At 60.5% G+C, this 18,057-nt stretch carries 13 protein-coding genes and 4 pseudogenes; 5 read left to right on the forward strand and 12 right to left on the reverse strand.

All coding sequences use genetic code 11. The annotated features are described in order from the left end of the window. Nucleotides 1–18: 18 nt before the first annotated feature. Entirely contained in the window at nt 19–1,188 is a 1,170-nt protein-coding gene (locus tag U5O12_RS09165; RefSeq protein WP_322576672.1) for an IS4 family transposase, read from the reverse strand. Between the two features lie 195 nt (nt 1,189–1,383). Beyond that, a pseudogene (locus tag U5O12_RS09170) lies at nt 1,384–2,331 on the reverse strand (DMT family transporter). A 90-nt stretch (nt 2,332–2,421) separates the two neighbouring features. Here U5O12_RS09170 and U5O12_RS09175 point away from each other — a divergent pair. Beyond that, nucleotides 2,422–2,802, forward strand: coding sequence for a hypothetical protein (locus U5O12_RS09175; protein ID WP_322578340.1), 381 nt, complete (start codon nt 2,422–2,424; stop codon nt 2,800–2,802). A gap of 33 nt (nt 2,803–2,835) precedes the next feature. Next, a complete protein-coding gene (locus tag U5O12_RS09180) occupies nt 2,836–3,222 on the forward strand; it encodes an AraC family transcriptional regulator (RefSeq protein WP_322578341.1) in 387 nt (128 codons plus the stop codon). Here the strand turns inward: U5O12_RS09180 and U5O12_RS09185 are convergent. The 7 genes and pseudogenes from U5O12_RS09185 to U5O12_RS09215 all read right to left on the reverse strand — a co-directional run bounded on the left by U5O12_RS09185 (nt 3,210) and on the right by U5O12_RS09215 (nt 10,572). Next, nucleotides 3,210–4,178: an AraC family transcriptional regulator gene (locus U5O12_RS09185; RefSeq protein WP_322578342.1), complete on the reverse strand. Its 969-nt coding sequence runs from the start codon at nt 4,176–4,178 to the stop codon at nt 3,210–3,212. The two genes, U5O12_RS09180 and U5O12_RS09185, sit on opposite strands and share 13 nt — an antisense overlap. A 52-nt stretch (nt 4,179–4,230) precedes the next feature. After that, nucleotides 4,231–5,631 carry a D-arabinitol 4-dehydrogenase gene (gene dalD / locus U5O12_RS09190; RefSeq protein WP_322578344.1) on the reverse strand — a complete coding sequence of 467 codons (1,401 nt, stop codon included), beginning with the start codon at nt 5,629–5,631 and terminating at the stop codon, nt 4,231–4,233. A gap of 43 nt (nt 5,632–5,674) precedes the next feature. Then, a complete protein-coding gene (locus tag U5O12_RS09195; RefSeq protein ID WP_322578345.1) occupies nt 5,675–6,415 on the reverse strand; it encodes an SDR family oxidoreductase in 741 nt (246 codons plus the stop codon). Further along, nucleotides 6,412–7,448 (reverse strand): annotated as a pseudogene (locus U5O12_RS09200) (ABC transporter ATP-binding protein). The gene U5O12_RS09195 and the pseudogene U5O12_RS09200 overlap by 4 nt, the downstream one beginning before the upstream one ends. Nucleotides 7,449–7,479: 31 nt before the next feature. Then, nucleotides 7,480–8,310: a carbohydrate ABC transporter permease gene (locus U5O12_RS09205; protein WP_322578346.1), complete on the reverse strand. Its 831-nt coding sequence runs from the start codon at nt 8,308–8,310 to the stop codon at nt 7,480–7,482. A gap of 10 nt (nt 8,311–8,320) precedes the next feature. After that, nucleotides 8,321–9,181, reverse strand: coding sequence for a sugar ABC transporter permease (locus tag U5O12_RS09210; RefSeq protein WP_322578347.1), 861 nt, complete (start codon nt 9,179–9,181; stop codon nt 8,321–8,323). 86 nt (nt 9,182–9,267) lie between these two features. Further along, nucleotides 9,268–10,572 carry a sugar ABC transporter substrate-binding protein gene (locus U5O12_RS09215; protein WP_322578348.1) on the reverse strand — a complete coding sequence of 435 codons (1,305 nt, stop codon included), beginning with the start codon at nt 10,570–10,572 and terminating at the stop codon, nt 9,268–9,270. Between the two features lie 386 nt (nt 10,573–10,958). Between U5O12_RS09215 and U5O12_RS09220 the strand changes: the two are divergent. Next, nucleotides 10,959–11,652 (forward strand): annotated as a pseudogene (locus tag U5O12_RS09220) (sulfate ABC transporter substrate-binding protein). Nucleotides 11,653–11,782: 130 nt separating this feature from the next. Here the strand turns inward: U5O12_RS09220 and U5O12_RS09225 are convergent. Beyond that, nucleotides 11,783–12,442 (reverse strand): flagellar brake protein, encoded by a 660-nt coding sequence (locus tag U5O12_RS09225; RefSeq protein WP_322578349.1) that lies wholly within the window; start codon nt 12,440–12,442, stop codon nt 11,783–11,785. Between the two features lie 594 nt (nt 12,443–13,036). Between U5O12_RS09225 and U5O12_RS09230 the strand changes: the two are divergent. Next, nucleotides 13,037–13,778 (forward strand): annotated as a pseudogene (locus U5O12_RS09230) (PLP-dependent transferase); the annotation flags it as partial. 18 nt (nt 13,779–13,796) lie between these two features. Here the strand turns inward: U5O12_RS09230 and U5O12_RS09235 are convergent. Together U5O12_RS09235 and U5O12_RS09240 are read right to left on the reverse strand one after the other, a co-directional pair. Continuing rightward, on the reverse strand, nt 13,797–16,451 hold the full coding sequence (locus U5O12_RS09235; RefSeq protein WP_322578350.1) for a TrlF family AAA-like ATPase: 2,655 nt from the start codon (nt 16,449–16,451) through the stop codon (nt 13,797–13,799). Between the two features lie 73 nt (nt 16,452–16,524). After that, the gene (locus tag U5O12_RS09240; protein WP_322578351.1) at nt 16,525–17,466 is read right to left on the reverse strand and encodes a LysR family transcriptional regulator; all 942 of its coding nucleotides are present in this window, start codon (nt 17,464–17,466) and stop codon (nt 16,525–16,527) included. Between U5O12_RS09240 and U5O12_RS09245 the strand changes: the two genes are divergently transcribed. Further along, on the forward strand, nt 17,425–18,033 hold the full coding sequence (locus tag U5O12_RS09245; protein ID WP_322578352.1) for a hypothetical protein: 609 nt from the start codon (nt 17,425–17,427) through the stop codon (nt 18,031–18,033). The genes U5O12_RS09240 and U5O12_RS09245 overlap by 42 nt on opposite strands. Nucleotides 18,034–18,057: the final 24 nt, after the last annotated feature.

The following is an 18,057-nucleotide window of genomic DNA, read 5'->3' on the forward strand; positions in this document are numbered from 1 at the left end:
ATTATCAGTAGTGTCCGGTTAAAAAGTAAACAAATTCAACTGGTTAGAGCTGATCGGTGTTTCTGGCAATGGGGTGTCGGGCTGCAAGGCGCATGAAATCTGGGTTTTCTCAAAAACCGACACTGACAATATCTGTAGAAATGTGTAGAGCGAGGCATCCAAGTGAAGCTCCTTCTTGACGATGGCAATCAGCACGTAAGTGGACACGGCGCACCAAATTTGTGTCTTGACCGCGTTCTCGCTCGTGCCCAAAAAGCGCTTGATGCGCAAGTGCTGTTTTATCCACTTGAAGAACAGTTCCACCTGCCAACGGTTCTTGTACAGGGCGGCAATCGTCAGCGCCGGCAGACTGGTGTTGTTGGTCAGAAACACCAAGGTCCTGCCGGACTCGGGATCCTTGAATCGGATGCGGCGCAAGTGCTCGGGATAGTCTTGAGCGGTGTAGAACCCGTTCAGAGCAATGGTCTGATCGCAGATCACTCCGGTATCCCGATGGGTGGGTGCCGAATACACCCGACGCGCATCCATACCCCGCTTGGCGCGGGTGACAAAGAAAGCTCCGGCCTGATGCATCTTGTACAGCCGAGCGAAATCCAGGTAGCCCCGATCCATCACGTAAAAGGCACCGGCTTCGATGGGCAGGATGTCCAGCACGTTGACCTCGTGCATCTTGCCGTCGCTGATGTGAATGAAAGCGGGAATAGAGCCACGCAGGTCCAGCAGCGTATGCATCTTCACAGCCGCTTTGGTGGTACGAAATGGGGCCCAGTCGAACAAACTCAGACACAGGTCGATCGTGGTCGCATCCAGCGCGTAGACCGTGGCATCCAGGTCGATGTTCAGGGCGTCTCTGGCATAGAGACTTCTGGCACGTTGGATCAGACGCATCGCCAGCGCGTGGTAGATGCGCCAATCCCGCAGGTTCAGCGCATCGGACAGCGTGGAGCGTGCGGGAACGCCCTTCATGCCCATGTGAAACAGCTTGGTTTGGTTGGCAGCAAGACAGACCTCGATGTCGCGCAGGGATTCGCGCCAGGTCAGTTGCGCAAAGGCCATCACCCGAAACAAGTCGGCGCAACTGAGAGTTCGCACTCCGGCATCGCCCGCGTGGCGATCGATGATGCGACCAAACGTCTTCCATGGCACGTACTCCATGATTTGCGCAAACAGCGTCTTGCCCACGTTCATGCGTCACCCCAGGCTGTTCAAACCCGAGAGCATCGCAAATGTGCCAATTGAAATTCAAATCGTGGACAGCCATGAACCTCTTGAAACCCGCGTTGCTATTGGCTTGCAAGCCGATGGCCATCATTTAAACCGGACACTACTGAGTCATTATATCGGCCTTTCAGGCCGTGGATACTGCGCGAACAGCTCCTGATTTCATAGCAAATCAGGGGCTGTTTTTTTGCGCCATGGTGCCAGCAGCGGGCCCAGCCAGCCACCGCCACTGACCAGCACAATGCCCAGCAGCACGGGCACCGCTCCCAGCACAAAACTCAGCTCAATCGGCTCGTCCAGCAGCCAGGCGCCCAGCACGATGCCAAACAGCGGCGTCATGAACGAGAACACCCCGAGGCGCGACGCCAGGTAGTGGCGCAGCAGCTAGAACCAGACCAGGAAACTGGCAAACGACACCACCAGCGTGTGAAACGCCAAGGCGCCCCAGACCCGTGGCCCCGGCACAAAGTGGGCCTGGCCCGTGGCCAGCGATGCCACCAGCAGCAAGACAAAGGCACACACCAGTTGGTAGAGCAAGGTTTGCGTGGCCGGCGCGCTGGAGAGGCGCGAGCAGCGCACCACCATGGTGGTGGCGCCCCAGGCCATGCCAGCCAGCAAGCCCAGAAAGTCGCCCCACAGCATATTGCCCGGTACGGCCGCAGACGGCTGGCCGCGGCCAAAGAAGGCAATGGAAATGCCGCCAAACGCCAGCGCAATACCCAGCCACTGCACCGCCCCCAAGCGCTCGGCGGGCAAGCGCCAGTGCAGGCCCAGCGCGGCAAAGATGGGCGCGGTGTACAAAAACACCACCATGTGCGAGGCACTGGTGTGGCGCAGCCCCTCCCCCACCAGCAAAAACTCGAGCCCGAACAGCCCGCCCACCACCAAGCCCGGGCGCCAGTTGCCATCGCGCAGGCCCCAACGCTCGCCACGCACCACCATCACGAGGGCGACCAGCACCGCAGCAGCGCCGGAGCGCAGGGCAATCAGGAAGATGGGGGCAATGTCGGCGGCCGTGGCCTTGAGGGCGACTTGCTGCAAGGCCCACAACACGCACAGCACCAGCATGCAGGCGATGGCCGGGGAATCGAGAGGTTTTCGGGTGTCCATGCACAGATTATTGAAGTGACGGCTTTCATTGATATAGTGAAAACCAGACAAGCCATCCACCGAAGCCGCCAACTGTCACGCCCCCCCGCCATGCCCATCCTCAAACCCAAGCTGGAGGTACCCCTCTCCAGCCCCAACCTGCCGGTGCCCATCATGTTCCGCAGCGCGGTGGCGCCGGCCGAAGGCATTTACCCGCTGCACCAGCACGCCTGGGGCGAGTTTGTGTATTCCTTCAGCGGCGTGATGGAAGTGAAGGTGGCCGACCACCACTACCTGGCGCCACCGCAGTACGGCGTGTGGCTGCCGCCCAAGCTCCAGCACGTGGGCCTGAACCGCTACGAGGCGCACCATTGCTCGCTCTATGTGGGGCCGCAGCTGTGCAGCAGCCTGCCCGCCACACCCTGCGCGGTGACCGTGAGCCCGCTGGTGCGTGCGCTGCTGGAGCACCTGCGCCAGCAGCCGCCCGGCTAGGACGCGACGCCCCAGCACACCCGCCTGCTGCAGGTGCTGTTGGACCAGCTGGTGGCCGCGCCGCGTGCGGGCAGCTACCTGCCCACCTCAGAAGACCCGCTCTTGGGCGCCGTGTTGCGGGTGCTGGAGGCCAACCCGGGCGACAACCGCTCGCTGCCCGAACTGGCCCACGCCGCCCACACCACTGAGCGCACCCTCACGCGCCGCTGCCAGCGCGACCTGGGCATGTCTCTGGCGGAGTGGCGCCAGCGCTTGCGCGTGGTGCGCGCCATGCCCCTGCTGGAGGCGGGGCAAACCGTGGAGACGGTTGCGCTGGACCTGGGCTACAGCAGCGCCTCGGCGTTTATCAGCATGTTCAAACGGCTGGTGGGCAGCACGCCCGACGAGTACCGCAAAGGCGCGCGCGCTCAGGCCGCCTGAGCGGGCGCACCGCCAAAGCGGCTCTCGGCCTGCTTGCGAAATTCCGAGGGCGTCATGCCCTTGAGCTCCAGAAAGCGGCGGTTGAAATTGGCCACGTTGTTGAAGCCCACGTCGTAGCAGATGTTGGTCACATACCGGTCCGAACTCATGAGCAGCTGGCAGGCGCGGTTGATGCGCACGCGGTTCACAAAGTCGGTGTAGGTGTTGCCGGTGGCACGGCGGAAGAAGCGCGAGAAGCGGCTCTCGCTCATGGCCAGCTCGGCCGCCACCTCGGCCGCCGTCTGCGAGTGCGAGGGGTTCTCGGTGATGCGGTTGACGATGGTGTTGATCTGGTCGAGCTCGGCATCGTTTTCCACGCCACGCATCTGCACATTGGAGAGCAGACGGTAGTCGGTGCAGCGGGCCAGATCGGTCATGAATTCGCAAAACGCCGCCAAACGCTTGAGGCCGCGCGACGCCTTGACCGCGTACCAATGGGCCTCGGCCTGCGCCGACAGGCCAAAGAACTCAATCCCGTGGCGCGCCCGCTCCAACAGCGGCAGCACCTCGGCAAATTCGGGAATGCTCTGGCAGGCCTGCTCCAGCGGCTCGTGGCGGAACTGGATCACCAGGTCACGCTTGTCCACGCCCTCTTCGGGCACATCGAGCGAGATCCAGTTGTGTGGCAGGCGCGGGCCGCACAGGATCAGCTGGCCGGGCTCAAAGGGGCCAATCCAGTCGCCCACAAACACCTTGCCCGAGGTGGCGGTGATCAGGTGCAGCTCGTACTCGTCATGGCAATGCCAGCGCGCCAGCGGCGTGGGGTACCCATGCCCCAGGCAGCGGATGAAGCCCACCTCGTCGGTCGGCTCGTAGCCCAGGGACGGGTTGCGGTTGTAGTCCGCCTCCAGCTCGGGCGCACGGCGGCGACTGACCGGGCTGCCCAGCGGTGCGATCGGTGAATGGGGTGCAACCATGGCGACTTTCCTCAGAACAACGTCATGACATTACCAGCATTGGCTTGTGTTTTCAGCCCAGGTGGTTTTCCACAAAGCGCAGCACCCGCGCGTGGGCCACGCGCAAGGCGTCCACCAGCTGCGGGCGCGACGCCTGTGGGCCCCACAGCACCGGGTCGGCGGCAAAGGCGGCCACCGGGTCGGCAGATGCACAGATGGCGTGGGCGGCCGCAGGATCCATGGCCTGGTCCTGGTAGGTGTAGGCAATCTCACCCTTGTGCCAGCGCTGCAGGTAGGCCAAAAACAGCGCGGGCAGCATGGCCACGCTGGCAATCGACTCGCCGCGCGCCAGGCGTTCGCGGATGGTGGGGGCGATGAAGCCCGGAATCTTGGAATAGCCGTCCATGGCCACGCGCTGGTTGGTGTCCTGGATAGCGGGGTTGCCAAAGCGGTCCAGCACCACATCGCGGTACTTGCGCAGGTCCAGCGGGCTGGGCTTCTCGGGCGTGTCCAGCACGGGGATGGTGTCGTCGGTCACGTAGTCATAAGCCATGCGACGGATGGCGGCATCGTGCGTGCCTTCATGGATGTACTGGTAACCCACCAGGGTGCCAGCCCAGGCAATGCAGCTGTGGGTGGCGTTGAGCAGGCGGATCTTGGCTTCTTCAAACGCGTCCACCGAGTCCACCATCTCCACGCCCACCTTTTCCCATTCCGGGCGGCCAGCAATGAAGTGGTCTTCGATCACCCACTGGATGAAGCTCTCGCCCATCAGCGCGGCGCGGTCGTCCCAGCCGGTGGCGGCTTTCACCCGCTCGGCGACATCGGGCGTGGGGCGCGGGGTGATGCGGTCGACCATGGCGTTGGGGCTGCTGGTGTGTTGTTCCGCCCAGGCTTTGAGTTCCGCATCGCCCAAGGCATCGATGAACTGCAGCAGGCCGCTGCGCGAGCGCTCGCCGTTGTGGCGCAAGTTGTCGCAGTTCATCAGCGTGACCGGGCCTGCGCCCGCTTGCATGCGGGCGCGCAGGATGCTGACCAGGCCGCCATAAATAGTGTGGCCGGCTTCGCCCGCCTTGACGGCCGCCAGGTCCGCGCGCAGGTCGGCAAAGGTGGTCCAGTCGAGCTGGTTCTTGGCGTCCAGGTAGTAGCCGGCTTCGGTCACCGTAAACGAGATGATGCGTGTATCGGCCTCAGCACCGACGGCGATCAGGGGCTTCAGATCGGGCTGGTAAGGAATGACTTTTTGGATGGACTCAATGCGCGTGTAGCTGCGCTCGCCCTGGGGGGTGACGGTCTCCAGTGTGTAGGCACCGCCCTGGGCCTGCAACGCAGCCATGGTGTCCAGCATGTCGGGGCGCAGGTTGCCGCCGGTGATGGACCACCGCATGTCGCCCTGCTGGCGCAACTGGTGGATGTAGAGCGCCTGGTGCGCGCGGTGGAAGGAGCCCAGTCCGAGGTGAAGAATCGTGGTCATGGTCGTAGAAGGAAGAAGGGATCTGGGAGGGGGCTGCGGTGGCTCAAAGGTCAAACTGCGTGGGCATCATCACGACGTCGCGGATGGTCATGCCACGCGGGCGGGTCAGCATGAAGAGCACCACATCGGCCACTTCCGAGGCCTCCAGCAAGCTGCCTTTGGCCTTGGCTTCTGCAAGCTTGTCGGCCGGCCAGTCGGCCAGCAGTGAGGTGATCACGGGGCCGGGCGAAATGGAGCCCACGCGGATGCCGTGCTTGAAGACCTGGCGGCGCACGGTCTGCACAAAACAATTGATGGCCCATTTGGACGAGGCGTACACAGGCTCCCAGGGCGTGGGAAAGTGCGCAGCCAGCGAGCTGGTGACGATGATGTCGCCCGTGCCGCGTTCGATCATGTGGGGCAGCACGTTGTGCACGTTCTTCATCACCACATTCACGTTGAGGTTGAGCATGCGGTCGATGGCGTCGGGGTCGGCCTCCACCAGATCGCCACCCACATAGAGGCCGGCGTTGGCGTGGAACACATCGAGCCGCCCAGCCAGCTCAATCACCCGCTGCAGCAACGTGGCGCATTGTTTGGCGTCGAGCAGGTCCAGCACCAGTGGAATGGCGTTGGGGCCGAGGTCAGCGCAGGCTTTGGTCAGTGCGGCCTGGTCACGGTCGACCAGCACCACGCGGGCGCCGGCTTGCACCATGGCGCGGGCGCTGGCCAGACCGATACCCGATGCGGCACCGGTGACGGCGCCCACCTGGCCTTGCAGGGGAAGCGTCGGTGCGGGGCTCATGGGGCCACCACCACGCGGCCGTTGGCGTCAAACAGGTGGGCGGAATCTCCATCGATCTGCACGCCCACGGCCGAGCCGACCTGCAGGTCGGTGCGCGTATTGAGGCGGGCCACCAGCGGGGCACCGCTCTCGGTGCTGACATAAATCAGGGTCTCGGCGCCCAGCGCTTCGATCAACTCCACCTTGGCCTGCACCTGGCCTGGCCGGGTGCCACCAAAGCAATGCTTTCGGGCCGCAGGCCAATGGACCCCAGCGCAGGTACGGCAATACCCGCCACGGTGGTGATCTGGGGCAGCTTGGCGGCGGGCACCACGTTCATCTGCGGCGTGCCAATGAACTGCGCCACAAACTGGTTGGCCGGACGGTCGTACAGCTCCAGCGGCGTACCCACCTGCTCAATATTGCCGTCGCGCAGCACCACCACGCGGTCGGCCAGGGTCATGGCTTCCACCTGGTCGTGCGTCACGTAGATGGTGGTGGCGCCCAGATCGCGGTGCAGCTTGGCAATCTCGATGCGCGTCTGGCCGCGCAGCGCGGCGTCCAGGTTGGAGAGTGGCTCGTCAAACAAAAACACCTTGGGCGCGCGCACGATGGCACGGCCAATGGCCACGCGCTGGCGCTGGCCACCCGACAGCTCTTTGGGCGTGCGCTCCAGGTAGTCGGTCAGGTTGAGGATCTTGGCCGCGCGGTCCACCTTGTCCTTGATGATGGCCGGGTCCACATTCGCAAGCTTGAGCGCAAAGCTCATGTTCTCGAACACGCTCATGTGCGGGTAGAGCGCGTAGCTCTGGAACACCATGGCCAGGTCGCGTTTGCTGGATGGCAGGTGGGTGATGTCACGACCGTCGAGTTGCAGGCTGCCGCTGTCGATGGCTTCTAGGCCAGCGATCAGGCGCAAGAGTGTGGACTTGCCGCAGCCGGAGGGGCCCACGAACACCACAAATTCACCTTGCTTGATGGCCAAGTCAATGCCCTTGATGACACGGTGCTCGCCGAACAGTTTTTCTACGCCGCTGAGTTGGAGGTAAGACATGAAAGAGGTCTCCTGATCTGATCTTTATTTGTTACTTGACAGCACCGAAGGTGAGGCCTTGGACGAGTTGTTTTTGGCTGAACCAGCCAAACACCACGATGGGGGCGATGGCCATGAACGAGGCGGCCGACAACTTGGCCCAGAACAGGCCTTCGGGGCTGGAGTAGGACGCGATCAGTGTGGCCAGCGTGCCGGCCTTGGCGGCGCTCAGGTTGAGTGACCAGAAGGCCTCGTTCCAGCTCAGCACCAGGGTGAGCAGACCGGTGGAGGCCAGGCCGCCCATGGTGAGCGGCAGCAGCACGTAGCGGAACTCTTGCCAGAGGCCGGCACCGTCCATGCGCGAGGCTTCCAGAATCTCGGCCGGAATTTCCTTGAGGTAGGAGTACAGCATCCAGACCATGATGGGCAGGTTGGACAGCGTGAACACAATGATCAAGCCGGTGCGTGTGTCGAGCAAACCACTGGTCTGCGCCATCACGTACACGGGCACCAGCGCACCCACGGCCGGCATCATCTTCGTGGAGAGCATCCACATCAGGATGTCCTTGGTGTACTTGCCCTTGAAGAAGGCCATGGCGTAGGCCGCAGGAAATGCCAGTGCCAGCCCCAGGATGGTGGACGCCACACTGGTGATGAGCGAGTTGGTGGCATACAGCATGTAGTCGCTGCGCTCTTGCACGATCTCAAAGTTTTCCAGCGTGGGGGTGAACAGCAGGAGCGGCGGTACCGAGATGGCTTGCAATTCGGTTTTGAATGCCGTGAGCACCAACCAGCCCAACGGGAAGAACAGCAGGAAGGTGACCCCCCACGCGGTGAGCGTGCGCAGCCAAAACAGCCAAGAGAAATTTTTGCGTGTTGTCATGGGAATGTGCTCACTTGTCCAGGTTCTTGCCAACCATGCGGATCAAAAAGACCGCGGCAATATTGGCCAGCACGACCGCAAACAACGCACCGGCCGAGGCCACACCGGCGTCAAAGTTCAGCAGCGCCTGCTTAAAGATCAGAAAGGCCACGTTGGTGCTCGCATCGCCCGGGCCGCCCCCGGTGGTGGTGTAGATCTCGGCAAACACGCTGAGCAAAAAGATCATTTCAATCATCACCACGATGGCCACCGAACGGGCCAGATGTGGCAGGTAGAGGTAACGCAGCTGCTGCAGGTAGTTGGCGCCGTCCATGCGCGAGGCTTCGAGCTGCTCGCGGTTCATGCTTTGCAGCGAGGTGATGAAGATCAGCGTGGCAAACGGCAACCACTGCCAGGACACGATGAGGATGACGCTGAACAGCGGGTGGTCGGTGAGCCAGTCCACCGGCGTGCCGCCAAAGAAGATCCACACCTGCGCCAGCACGCCGTAGATGGGGTTCATCATCATGTGTTTCCACAGCAGCGCATTCACCGTGGGCATGACGAAGAAGGGAGAAATGAGAAGGATGCGCACCAGGCCGCGGCCGGGAAAGGGATCGTCAATCAGCAGCGCAATGAGGGTGCCAAACACCACGGTGATGAGGATCACGCTGCCCAGCAGCAAGAGGGTGTTCATGACGGCCGTACCAAAGGACGGATCGGTCATGAAGTAGATGTAGTTCTCCAGACCGATAAAACCCGACTGGTCCGGCTGCATCAGGTTGTAGCGGATCAGCGAGAAATAGATGGTCATCACCAGGGGCACGATCATCCACAAAAACAGGGAGATGACGGCCGGTGCCATGAGGGCACGGGGTATGAAGCGGTTCATGAAGAGCCTCGCAGGCAAGTGTGCGGAAAAGGGCGCGCAGGTTGCCCCGCGCGCCTAAATACCAGAGAGAGAAAACGAGTCGCCGCTTACTTGTAGTAGCCGGCCTTCTTCATTTCGCGGTCGGCAGCTACTTGCGAAGCCTTCAATGCTTCATCGACAGTGGTCTTGCCTGCCAATGCCGCACTCATTTGCTGACCCACGGTGGCGCCAATCGCCTGGAACTCGGGGATGGCAGCGAACTGCACACCGACATACGGGCTCTTGGGCAAAGTGCTGTCGTTCGGGTTGGCAGAGTCGATCGCAGCCTTTTCAGCGGCGGCAAACTTGGCAGCCTTCTGGAACTCTGCATTGGCGTAGGTGCTCTTGCGGGTACCGGTGGGCACGTGGGCCCAGCCATTGGTCTTGGCCACCAGCTCGATGTATTCCTTGGATGTTGCCCAGGTCACGAACTTGCTGGCTGCGTCCACTTTCTTGGAGCCCGATGGAATGGCCAGCGCCCATGCCCACAACCAGTTGGCACCCTTGGGGGTTACCGCGGTAGGCGCTTGTGCAAAGGCCACCTTGTCAGCCACCTTGGACTGCTTGGGGTCGGTGATGAACGAAGCCGCAATGGTCGCGTCAATCCACATGCCGCACTTGCCTTCGTTGTACAGCGCCAAGATTTCGTTGAAGCTGTTGGCTGCGGAACCGGGAGGGCCGTAGTTTTTGAGCAGGTCCACGTAGAAGTTGATGGAGTCCTTCCAGGGCTTGCTTTCCAGCTGGGGTTTCCAGTTCATGTCGAACCACTGGCCGCCGTTGGTGTTGACCAGGGTGGTCAGGAAGGCCATGTTGTCACCCCAGCCTGGCTTGCCGCGCAGGCAGATGCCGTACACGCCGTTCTTGGGGTCGTGGATCTTGGCGGCCAGCGCCTTGATGTCGGTCCAGGTGGGTTTGTCGGCCACTTTGATGCCAGCCTTGTCCGCCAGGTCCTTGCGGTACATCAGCATGGAGGACTCGCCGTAGAAAGGCGCGGCAAACATCTTGCCGTCTACCGACAGGCCGTTGCGCATGGCGGGCAGGATGTCGTCGGCGTCGTACTTGGCGTCGGTCTTCAGTTCTTGCAGCCAGCCTTTTTTGCCCCAGATGGGGGTTTCGTACATGCCAATGGTCATCACGTCGAACTGGCCGCCCTTGGTGGCGATGTCGGTGGTCACGCGCTGGCGCAGCACGCCTTCTTCCAGCGTCACCCACTTCAGCTTGATGTCGGGGTTGGCTTGCTCGAAGTTCTTGCTGAGCTTCTGCATTTCGACCATGTGGCCGTTGTTCACGGTGGCCACCACCAGTTCTGTCTGCGCGAAGGCGGCACTAGCCGCCAAACCAAAGGCCAAAGCGAGAGATGCTTTGAGTTTCATGAATCTGTCTCCTGTTGTTGAAATTCCGGGGTCGTCAGCCAATGCCAGCGATGCATCGACAGGGCTGAATAGTAGAAGTCACCCCCTTGCGGGGTTGATACTTTTGGCACGAATGCATGTATTTCCATGCACAAACTAGCTAGGGTTTTCCCATATGCACGCTAGAACGTATTGGTTTTGGGAAATTTTGGCGGAGTTTGGCCTGAAGGTTTTCGCCTTGCTGGAAGACTTGCAAGCTGCCAACCCGGCCCTAACCATGGCTTGGCCCACCCGCCCTACAGATGTTTGGGTAATTAAGAACTGAGAAAACAGTAGTTCCTGTTTTAACGACCCACTTCCAGAATCCACCCCATCGCACTGTTGCGTTGCCTTTTTGGAGTGTTGTCATGGCCCACCGCCGTCTTGTTTTGAACCTCGCCCTCGCCACCGGCCTACTGGCCACCGCCGCCAAGTAGCTTTGCCCAAAAGCCCGTGGAACTGCTCAATGTGTCCTACGACCCGACCCGCGAGCTGTACGTGGAATACAACGCCGCATTTGCCAAACACTAGAAGGCCAAAACTGGCCAGGACGTGACCATCAAACAAAGTCACGGCGGCTCGGGCAAACAGGCCCGCGGCATCATTGCTAAGCTCTACGCCAACGTGCCCGTGCTGGACACCGGTGCCCGCGGCTCCTCCATCACCTTTGCCCAGCGCAACCAGGGTGACGTGTTCCTGTCGTGGGAAAACGAGGCTTACTTGCTGGAAAAAGAGTTTGGCAACAAGGTTGACTTTGTGTACCCCTCCCTCAGCATCCTGGCCCAGCCGCCGGTCGCCGTGGTGGACAAAAACGTGGACCGCAAAGGCACCCGCGCCGTGGCCGAGGAGTACCTGAAGTTCCTGTACACCGAAGAGGCGCAGGACATCATCGGCAAAAACTTCTACCGCCCCACCAGCGCCAAAGCCCAGGCCAAGTACGCCAAGCAGCTGCCCAAAGTGAACCTGTTCACCATCGACCAAGCCTTTGGCGGCTGGGAAAAGGCCGACAAAGACCACTTTGCCGACGGCGCCAGCTTTGACCAGATCTACACCAAAAAGTAATCAAGTTAGCCTCTAGAGCTCGTGGAATATGCGCGAACAGCTCCTATTTTCATAGCGAAGAGGCTACAAGGAGTTTTATATGTCGGCTCCTTGGACACGGGCAGGCACAGCCCACCGGATGGGCTGGCGCCTACACCACCGACTGGGGGCGCTCGATCATGTGTTGGTACACCATGCTCTGCAGCGGCATCTGGTCGTTGGGGTCCAGTGCGACGAATTGCAAGCCGAAATGCGCCAGTGAGGTGCCACTTTGCTTCAGCGTCTCATCATCAAAGACCGTGCGCACCAAAGCAGCCACTGACAGTTCGGCCTCGATGTTGTGCAGCTTGAGTTTGAAGCTGAGGCGCAAGGTGTCGCCCATGTTGGCCATGGTGCGCCGCCCGTCCAGCAAGGCACCGTTGGCACTCAGATTGGAAATCACCGCGGTGTGTTCGGTCGTGTCGCCCTCTTCGACACGCACCTTCACAATGATTTTGGTTCGGACACGGGCCGCCTTGCGGATCAAGGTTCCCTGGATTTTTTTGGGGAAAGAGATGTGCAGATAGCTGTAGGGCACCTTGCACACCCGCTGCACATCACAGGCAAAACCAAACGCGTTTTGCCCGGAAAAGACCCGCATGATGAGCTGGTCGCCAGGCATCACTTGCATGGGCACACTGCCCCCGGTGGTGGGCGCGGTGACCAGCATGCTGTGGTCTTGCAGGTACCCAATCAGCTTGACCGGGCTGCGCTCGGTAGACACCGCCACCGGCGGCTGCACCTGCAGGCGGTCACCCACCTTCAGGTTCATGGCCTCGAACGCAAACGCTTCCTGGCCTGCGCCGCCTGCGGCTTCTGCCGCAGCCTGGCCCTCGTCGCGTTGGTTAGACGGTGCGTCTGACTCCAGAATCGGGCGACTCTGTTAACAAGCTATTCATGGTGTGGGTGTGAAAGTGGCACTACCCTTGCACTGTACGCGAGGACCCGGGCGCGCCAGAGGCGCTACAGTCCCATGATCCGCAGGAACCCCCATGAACCCAGCCCCTCATTGCCAAGCACTCTTCGCCATGCCCTGCGCCCCTATGGCTGCGGCGGAGCGCTGAGGCATGGGCAAGCTCGGGCTCAACTTTGTGGCGCTGGTAGCGCTGGTTCTGGTGTTGGTATTTGCCTGGCGCAACAAACAGCGCAGCGCATGGATAGGGGCGGGGCGCTGCTACGCCTGCGGCGCAACCCCCAGCAGCACCGACAAACATGGCCGCATCTGCACAGACTGTGTGCAGACCCGGGTGATTCGGTACTGGCTGGCTGGCGTCATGGCCGTGGTGGCGGCCGGTGTGGCGACCTGGGTGTACTGGCCAGCCTGAACGCGAACACGACAGCGGCGCGGCATCAGACGGAATCCGCTTTTTCCCCGCTGATTGATTACGCTACCCGCGCCATCTTTGTCGAATCGCTGGGCAACCCGCAGGGCAATGTGACCGACATCCGCCGCATTGCCGACATTGCGCACGCGCACGGCATTCCGCTCATCGTGGACAACACCGTGGCCAGCCCCTACCTGCTGCGCCCCATCGAACACGGCGCGGACATCGTGGTGCATTCCCTCACCAAATATTTGGGCGGCCACGGCGCCACCATTGGCGTCGCCACTGAAGCGCTGGCCGACTACCACCAGCTCGTCACCCTGCCCTGCTACCGCTGGACGCACAACATCGTGGTGCCCCCCCGGCCACCCGCTGCTGGAGCAAGAAGGCCCGGTGACGCTGGAGCAGCTGGCGCGCTATCCCATCATCACCTACGAGCTGGGCTACACCGGCCGCGCCCACATCGACAACGCCTTCGCCGCCGCCGGCCTGCATCCCGATGTGGTGCTGACCGCCATGGACGCCGACGTCATCAAGACCTATGTGGAGCTGGGCATGGGCGTGGGCATCGTCGCGTCTGTCGCGCTGGACGAAGAGCGCGACACCCACTTGCGCATTCTGGATGCGGGGCATCTGTTCCAAGTGAACGTGACGCGGCTGGGTTTGCGGCGTGGTGCTTGGCTGCGGGGGTATGCCTATAGCTTTATTGAGACTTTCGTGCCGACTTTGTCACGGGAGGTGGTGGCGCAGGCGTTGAATAGTGCGGTGGCTGTGGAGGCTTGATTCGAAGCAAGCCGAAGTTCAGAACTCGTACTTCTCCTTTCGCTGGATGAAGGCATCCCGTCCACCCTCTAGGATACTGGCGACCTGGTCGCGAATAGTCGGCACATCTATCGAACCTTGTGCCTCCAGCCCGAGACACCCTTGGTTCTCAACGGCCGTGAACACACCAATCCACTCGGCATCCCCGAACACTGGGATGTTCGCGTTGTGTGTAGCGAACAAGAACTGCCGACTGGTCTTAGCCTCCCTCAGCTCAGTGACGATCCGATCTGCGATGAAGGCGTTGTCTAGGTTGTCCTCTGGCTGATCCATCAGAAGGGGATCGACGTTCTCAAGCAGTAACATGTGCAGGATTGCCGTGCACTGCTGGCCCGTAGAGAGCTTGTTGAGAGGTCGGAATACCGGATCGGCTTGGCCGTGAGCAACATTCAAGAAGATGTCCACTCGATGCTCCAGCTCCAAGGCCTCCAGCTCCATGAGCTGAGACGACTGGAGCTTGGTGAGCGCGTCGGCCACCATCTGCGTTACGCCCCAGTCCAGTTGTACTTCGGCCGATCCTTGCTGGATCGACTGGGCCAGCGACAATGGACTTATAGTCGCGGCGTCCTCGATGAACGCAAGCCGCCTTTCACCAACGCCGTCCAGCTTGCATTCCAGCAGGAACGTCATCAATGGCGTGCGGTCCGCCTCCGGCACGATTTCCACTTTGAGCTTGCCTTCAAGCCGCCTGTTCAGCCTCTTCGCGGCCGTCTGCAATGCCTGTATGCGCTGCCCACGCATATCGGACAGCTCGGCCAAAAGGTTGCGCCGTTCCTGAAGCAAGTCGTCACGCTGAGACTCGTGGGTAGTCGCCCGCGACTTCAAGGGCTTGATATGCTCGATCTCGCCCATCAACTTCTGATAGGCAACACCAATCTCCTGCCCGCTCTTGCCGGCAGCGGCAGGCAACGTACGCAGCGTTTTCTCCAATTCGGCCTCGTTCTCCTGAATCGCCTGCTGCCATGCGGCATGCTGGGTCGCGAACTGTCCTGCGCCTTCATCAAGCATGGCCTGCATTTCGGTCAGATAGCCGGTAAAGCCCTGCTTGAGTCCATCCAGCGTGGCGCGCATAGCGAGCAACTGGGCAGCGTCAGGCAACCCCTCAAGGACCTCATCATTGATGAAGTCGAGATCAGGCAAGCCTTCTCGCAGGTTCAATAGCGCGTCGCGAAAGCTCTGCACGCCATCGGTAGCGGTTTTGGCAATTTCTCGCTCGCGTGCAAGCAAAGAGGTCTTGGCCAGCTTCTCCTTGATCCCCAGCTCATCGAACCCGCGAAGCTGCTCTTCCAGTTTGGGCAAGCGCTCAACCTGTGCATTCATATCGTCAAGATCGGTCAGAGACTTCGCGAGCTTCTGCTGGTTCTCATTCAAGCGCCTATGCACGCCGGCGCTCTTCGCCTCGTAATCCCCATCTTGAGGAAGAAAGCGATCCAGCAACTGCACTCGGCTTGTTTCGTCTTGGGCAAGCTCGTAAATCTCGTTCTGCCCATAAATTTCGATGCCCGGCAGCAAGTCGCGCGGAAGCAGGGTGGAGACATTGCCATCCATGTCGCGCACCATCGACAGCTCGCCATGACGGCGCGAGACGGCGTACTGCTTGCCATTCTGGACAGAGGACACTACTGTCAGCTCAACCCGTCCGGCAGAGCGACCAAGGTTCTCCTTGATGATCTCTTGGTGGAGCTTCTGGGCCTGCTTGCCTTTAGGTGGCAAGTCCAAGGCGAAGCGCAGGCATTCGAGCAAGGTTGACTTGCCCGTTCCACGGCCGCCGATCACTGTGTTGAGGTGGTCGGAAAAATCCAACCGGATGCCATCAAGGTAGCCACCAGCCACCGTCATGCGTACCACCTTGCCAATTGGACTTTGGGCATGCTGCGAGTTGAGCCGGACACGTGACGCCGGATCGAGGAAGGCGACCTTGAACGCAGCGAAAGTGGGTCGTGTCATCTTGATGAAGCACGTGGCGCTCGGCTGATCCAAGTCATCAGGCTTGGCTACATCCTTGGCATTGATCGCCGCCATAGGGCGCTCGCGCCGGTAGCTGTCGTCCTTGTTCAAGAACACCGTGCGATAGAAGTCCCCTTCGATGCTCGTCAGGTCGTCTATCGACCCCGGAATCTGGCCCGCGCGCAGCTTGGGATGCTTCCATACGTGGTTCAGACGGTTTTTCAGAAGCCCGCTGTTCTGCGTGCAATGTGCAGCGTAGATGAACCCACCCAGTAGATCGACCTCTTCGATCAGCTCTTCCGAACTCAGCCGAGAAGGCCGGATACCGTCCGCTGGGTCATGCAGCTTGAGGTTGCCAAGGTAGCGATCAAGCTGCTGTACCGTGGTGTCCTCGGGAAAGAGACAGACGTAATGGGTCTTGTCGTTCGAGGCGATCTCGAAGCCCGGAAACACAACAATCCCGTGCGGCTGTAGCACCTGGCGCAATGAATCGACGCTTGCCACGCTGCCGTGGTCGGCAAGACCCACAACCTTGATGTCCAGCTCAAGGCACTTGTGAAGCAGTGCTTGGTTGTAGCCGCCTTCGTCTAGCCCGTGATCGGTGCCTCTGTAGGTACCGCTGTAACCAACGGGATTGACCTGTAGCGCACACCGCCAAAATCTCGCGCAGGTGTATTGGTAGTTCATATTCCTCCCAGAGCTTCTTTCTGTTTTATTGTCTGCGACAACTTAGACCGAAATCACAGTTATGACCACAACTTCATTGGGACTTTTGTACCGACCTTGTCACGGGAGGCGGTGGCGGCTTGAATTCCGCAAAGCACGTGTGGAGAAATTCCATTGCGGCCAAGATCTTGGGTGCTCTGAGCCTAGTACTCAAGATCACCGCGTAAATTGGATTGCTTCCGGGGAAGACAAGCTTGGGCAATACTGGGCGCAGCTTGCCTTCTTGCACCAGCGCATTTCCCACTACGTCATTGATGCGTGCAATTCCGGCTCCACTCAAAGCGAGCGAGATGACAGAGGCGCTGTTGTTCACTCTTACATGCCCTCGTACATCCAGATAAGTAGCTGTCCCATCCACTAGAAACTCCCATCGATTGTGAGACGGTGTTGCCGCATTGGATACAAGTCGATGCGCGGACAGGTCTTCCACCGACTTGGGGGTGCCCCACTTGCGCAGATATGCCGAGGATGCATAGAGCGCGCGACCGTGTGTCCCCAATGTTCTGGCGATAGCAGCCTGTGCCGGTTCCGCCCCCGCGCGGATGGCGATATCGATGGACTCGTCAGCCATGTCTACCAATCGGTCATCCACTTGCAGCTCCACTGCCATGCCGGCGTGCAGCCCGGCAAGCGTGTGCAGCCGCGGAATAAGCACGTATTCGGCCAGCAGCTGGCTCACGCTAATGCGCACCACGCCCGAAATATTCTGGCTACGGCCTCCAATGCCGTCTTGCAACTGACCGAACTCTTCAAGAATGCGACGCGCATGCTCTAAAAATACTTCGCCTTCTTCGGTCAGAGAAAGGCTGTGGGTGGTCCGATGGGCCAGCCGCAGGCCACACGCGGCCTCGATGCGGGCGATTCGACGCGATACGTAGCTCGGGGCGATATTGCGTTCGCGGGCAACGGTGGAAAACGACTGTGCATTGGCTACTTGCACGAAGAGCAAAAAATCGTCCAGATTCAATTCATTCATGGTTGTGCATTTTCTGCACAAGCACTGTTCGCCGCAAACGGTTTCCGAAATGTCCCTGCCATCGCACATTACGCCGGTGCGGATTTTCCGTGCAACGCAGATTGGGGCAGCGCCCCTTTCTGTATTTCGCAAATACCTCTTGGAGTAGAAATGCCACTCACACTTATCGTCACCGAAGGACTGATTCCGAAGGACCGTCGCCAGGCAACCATCGCCAAGCTATCGGAAGCTTTCCTGAAGCTGCATGGATTGGCCGGCAACCAATTCTTTACACCTAATGTGATTGGACACATCGCGGACATTCCTGCAGACAGTACGTTCGCCGGCATGAAGCCAACGGCGGTAGCCATCGTCGAATGGCTTACGCCGTCCTTTGCATTCCCTACGAGGGATATTCAGAAGGCCTATGTGAAAGAGGCTACACAGATTGTGTTTGACGCTTGCGAAGGCAAACATCCACGGGAGCAAATCTGGGTGAATTTGAAATATGCCGTCGATGGGATGTGGGGCATTGGTGGTGACGCCTATACCAACGAAGAGTTGGGCGAAGCGGCGGCAAAGGGATAAAGACCGTTGGGTGGCCGCCCACTG

This window comes from Rhodoferax sp. (assembly GCF_034519335.1).
Classification (GTDB): Bacteria; Pseudomonadota; Gammaproteobacteria; order Burkholderiales; family Burkholderiaceae_C; genus Allorhodoferax.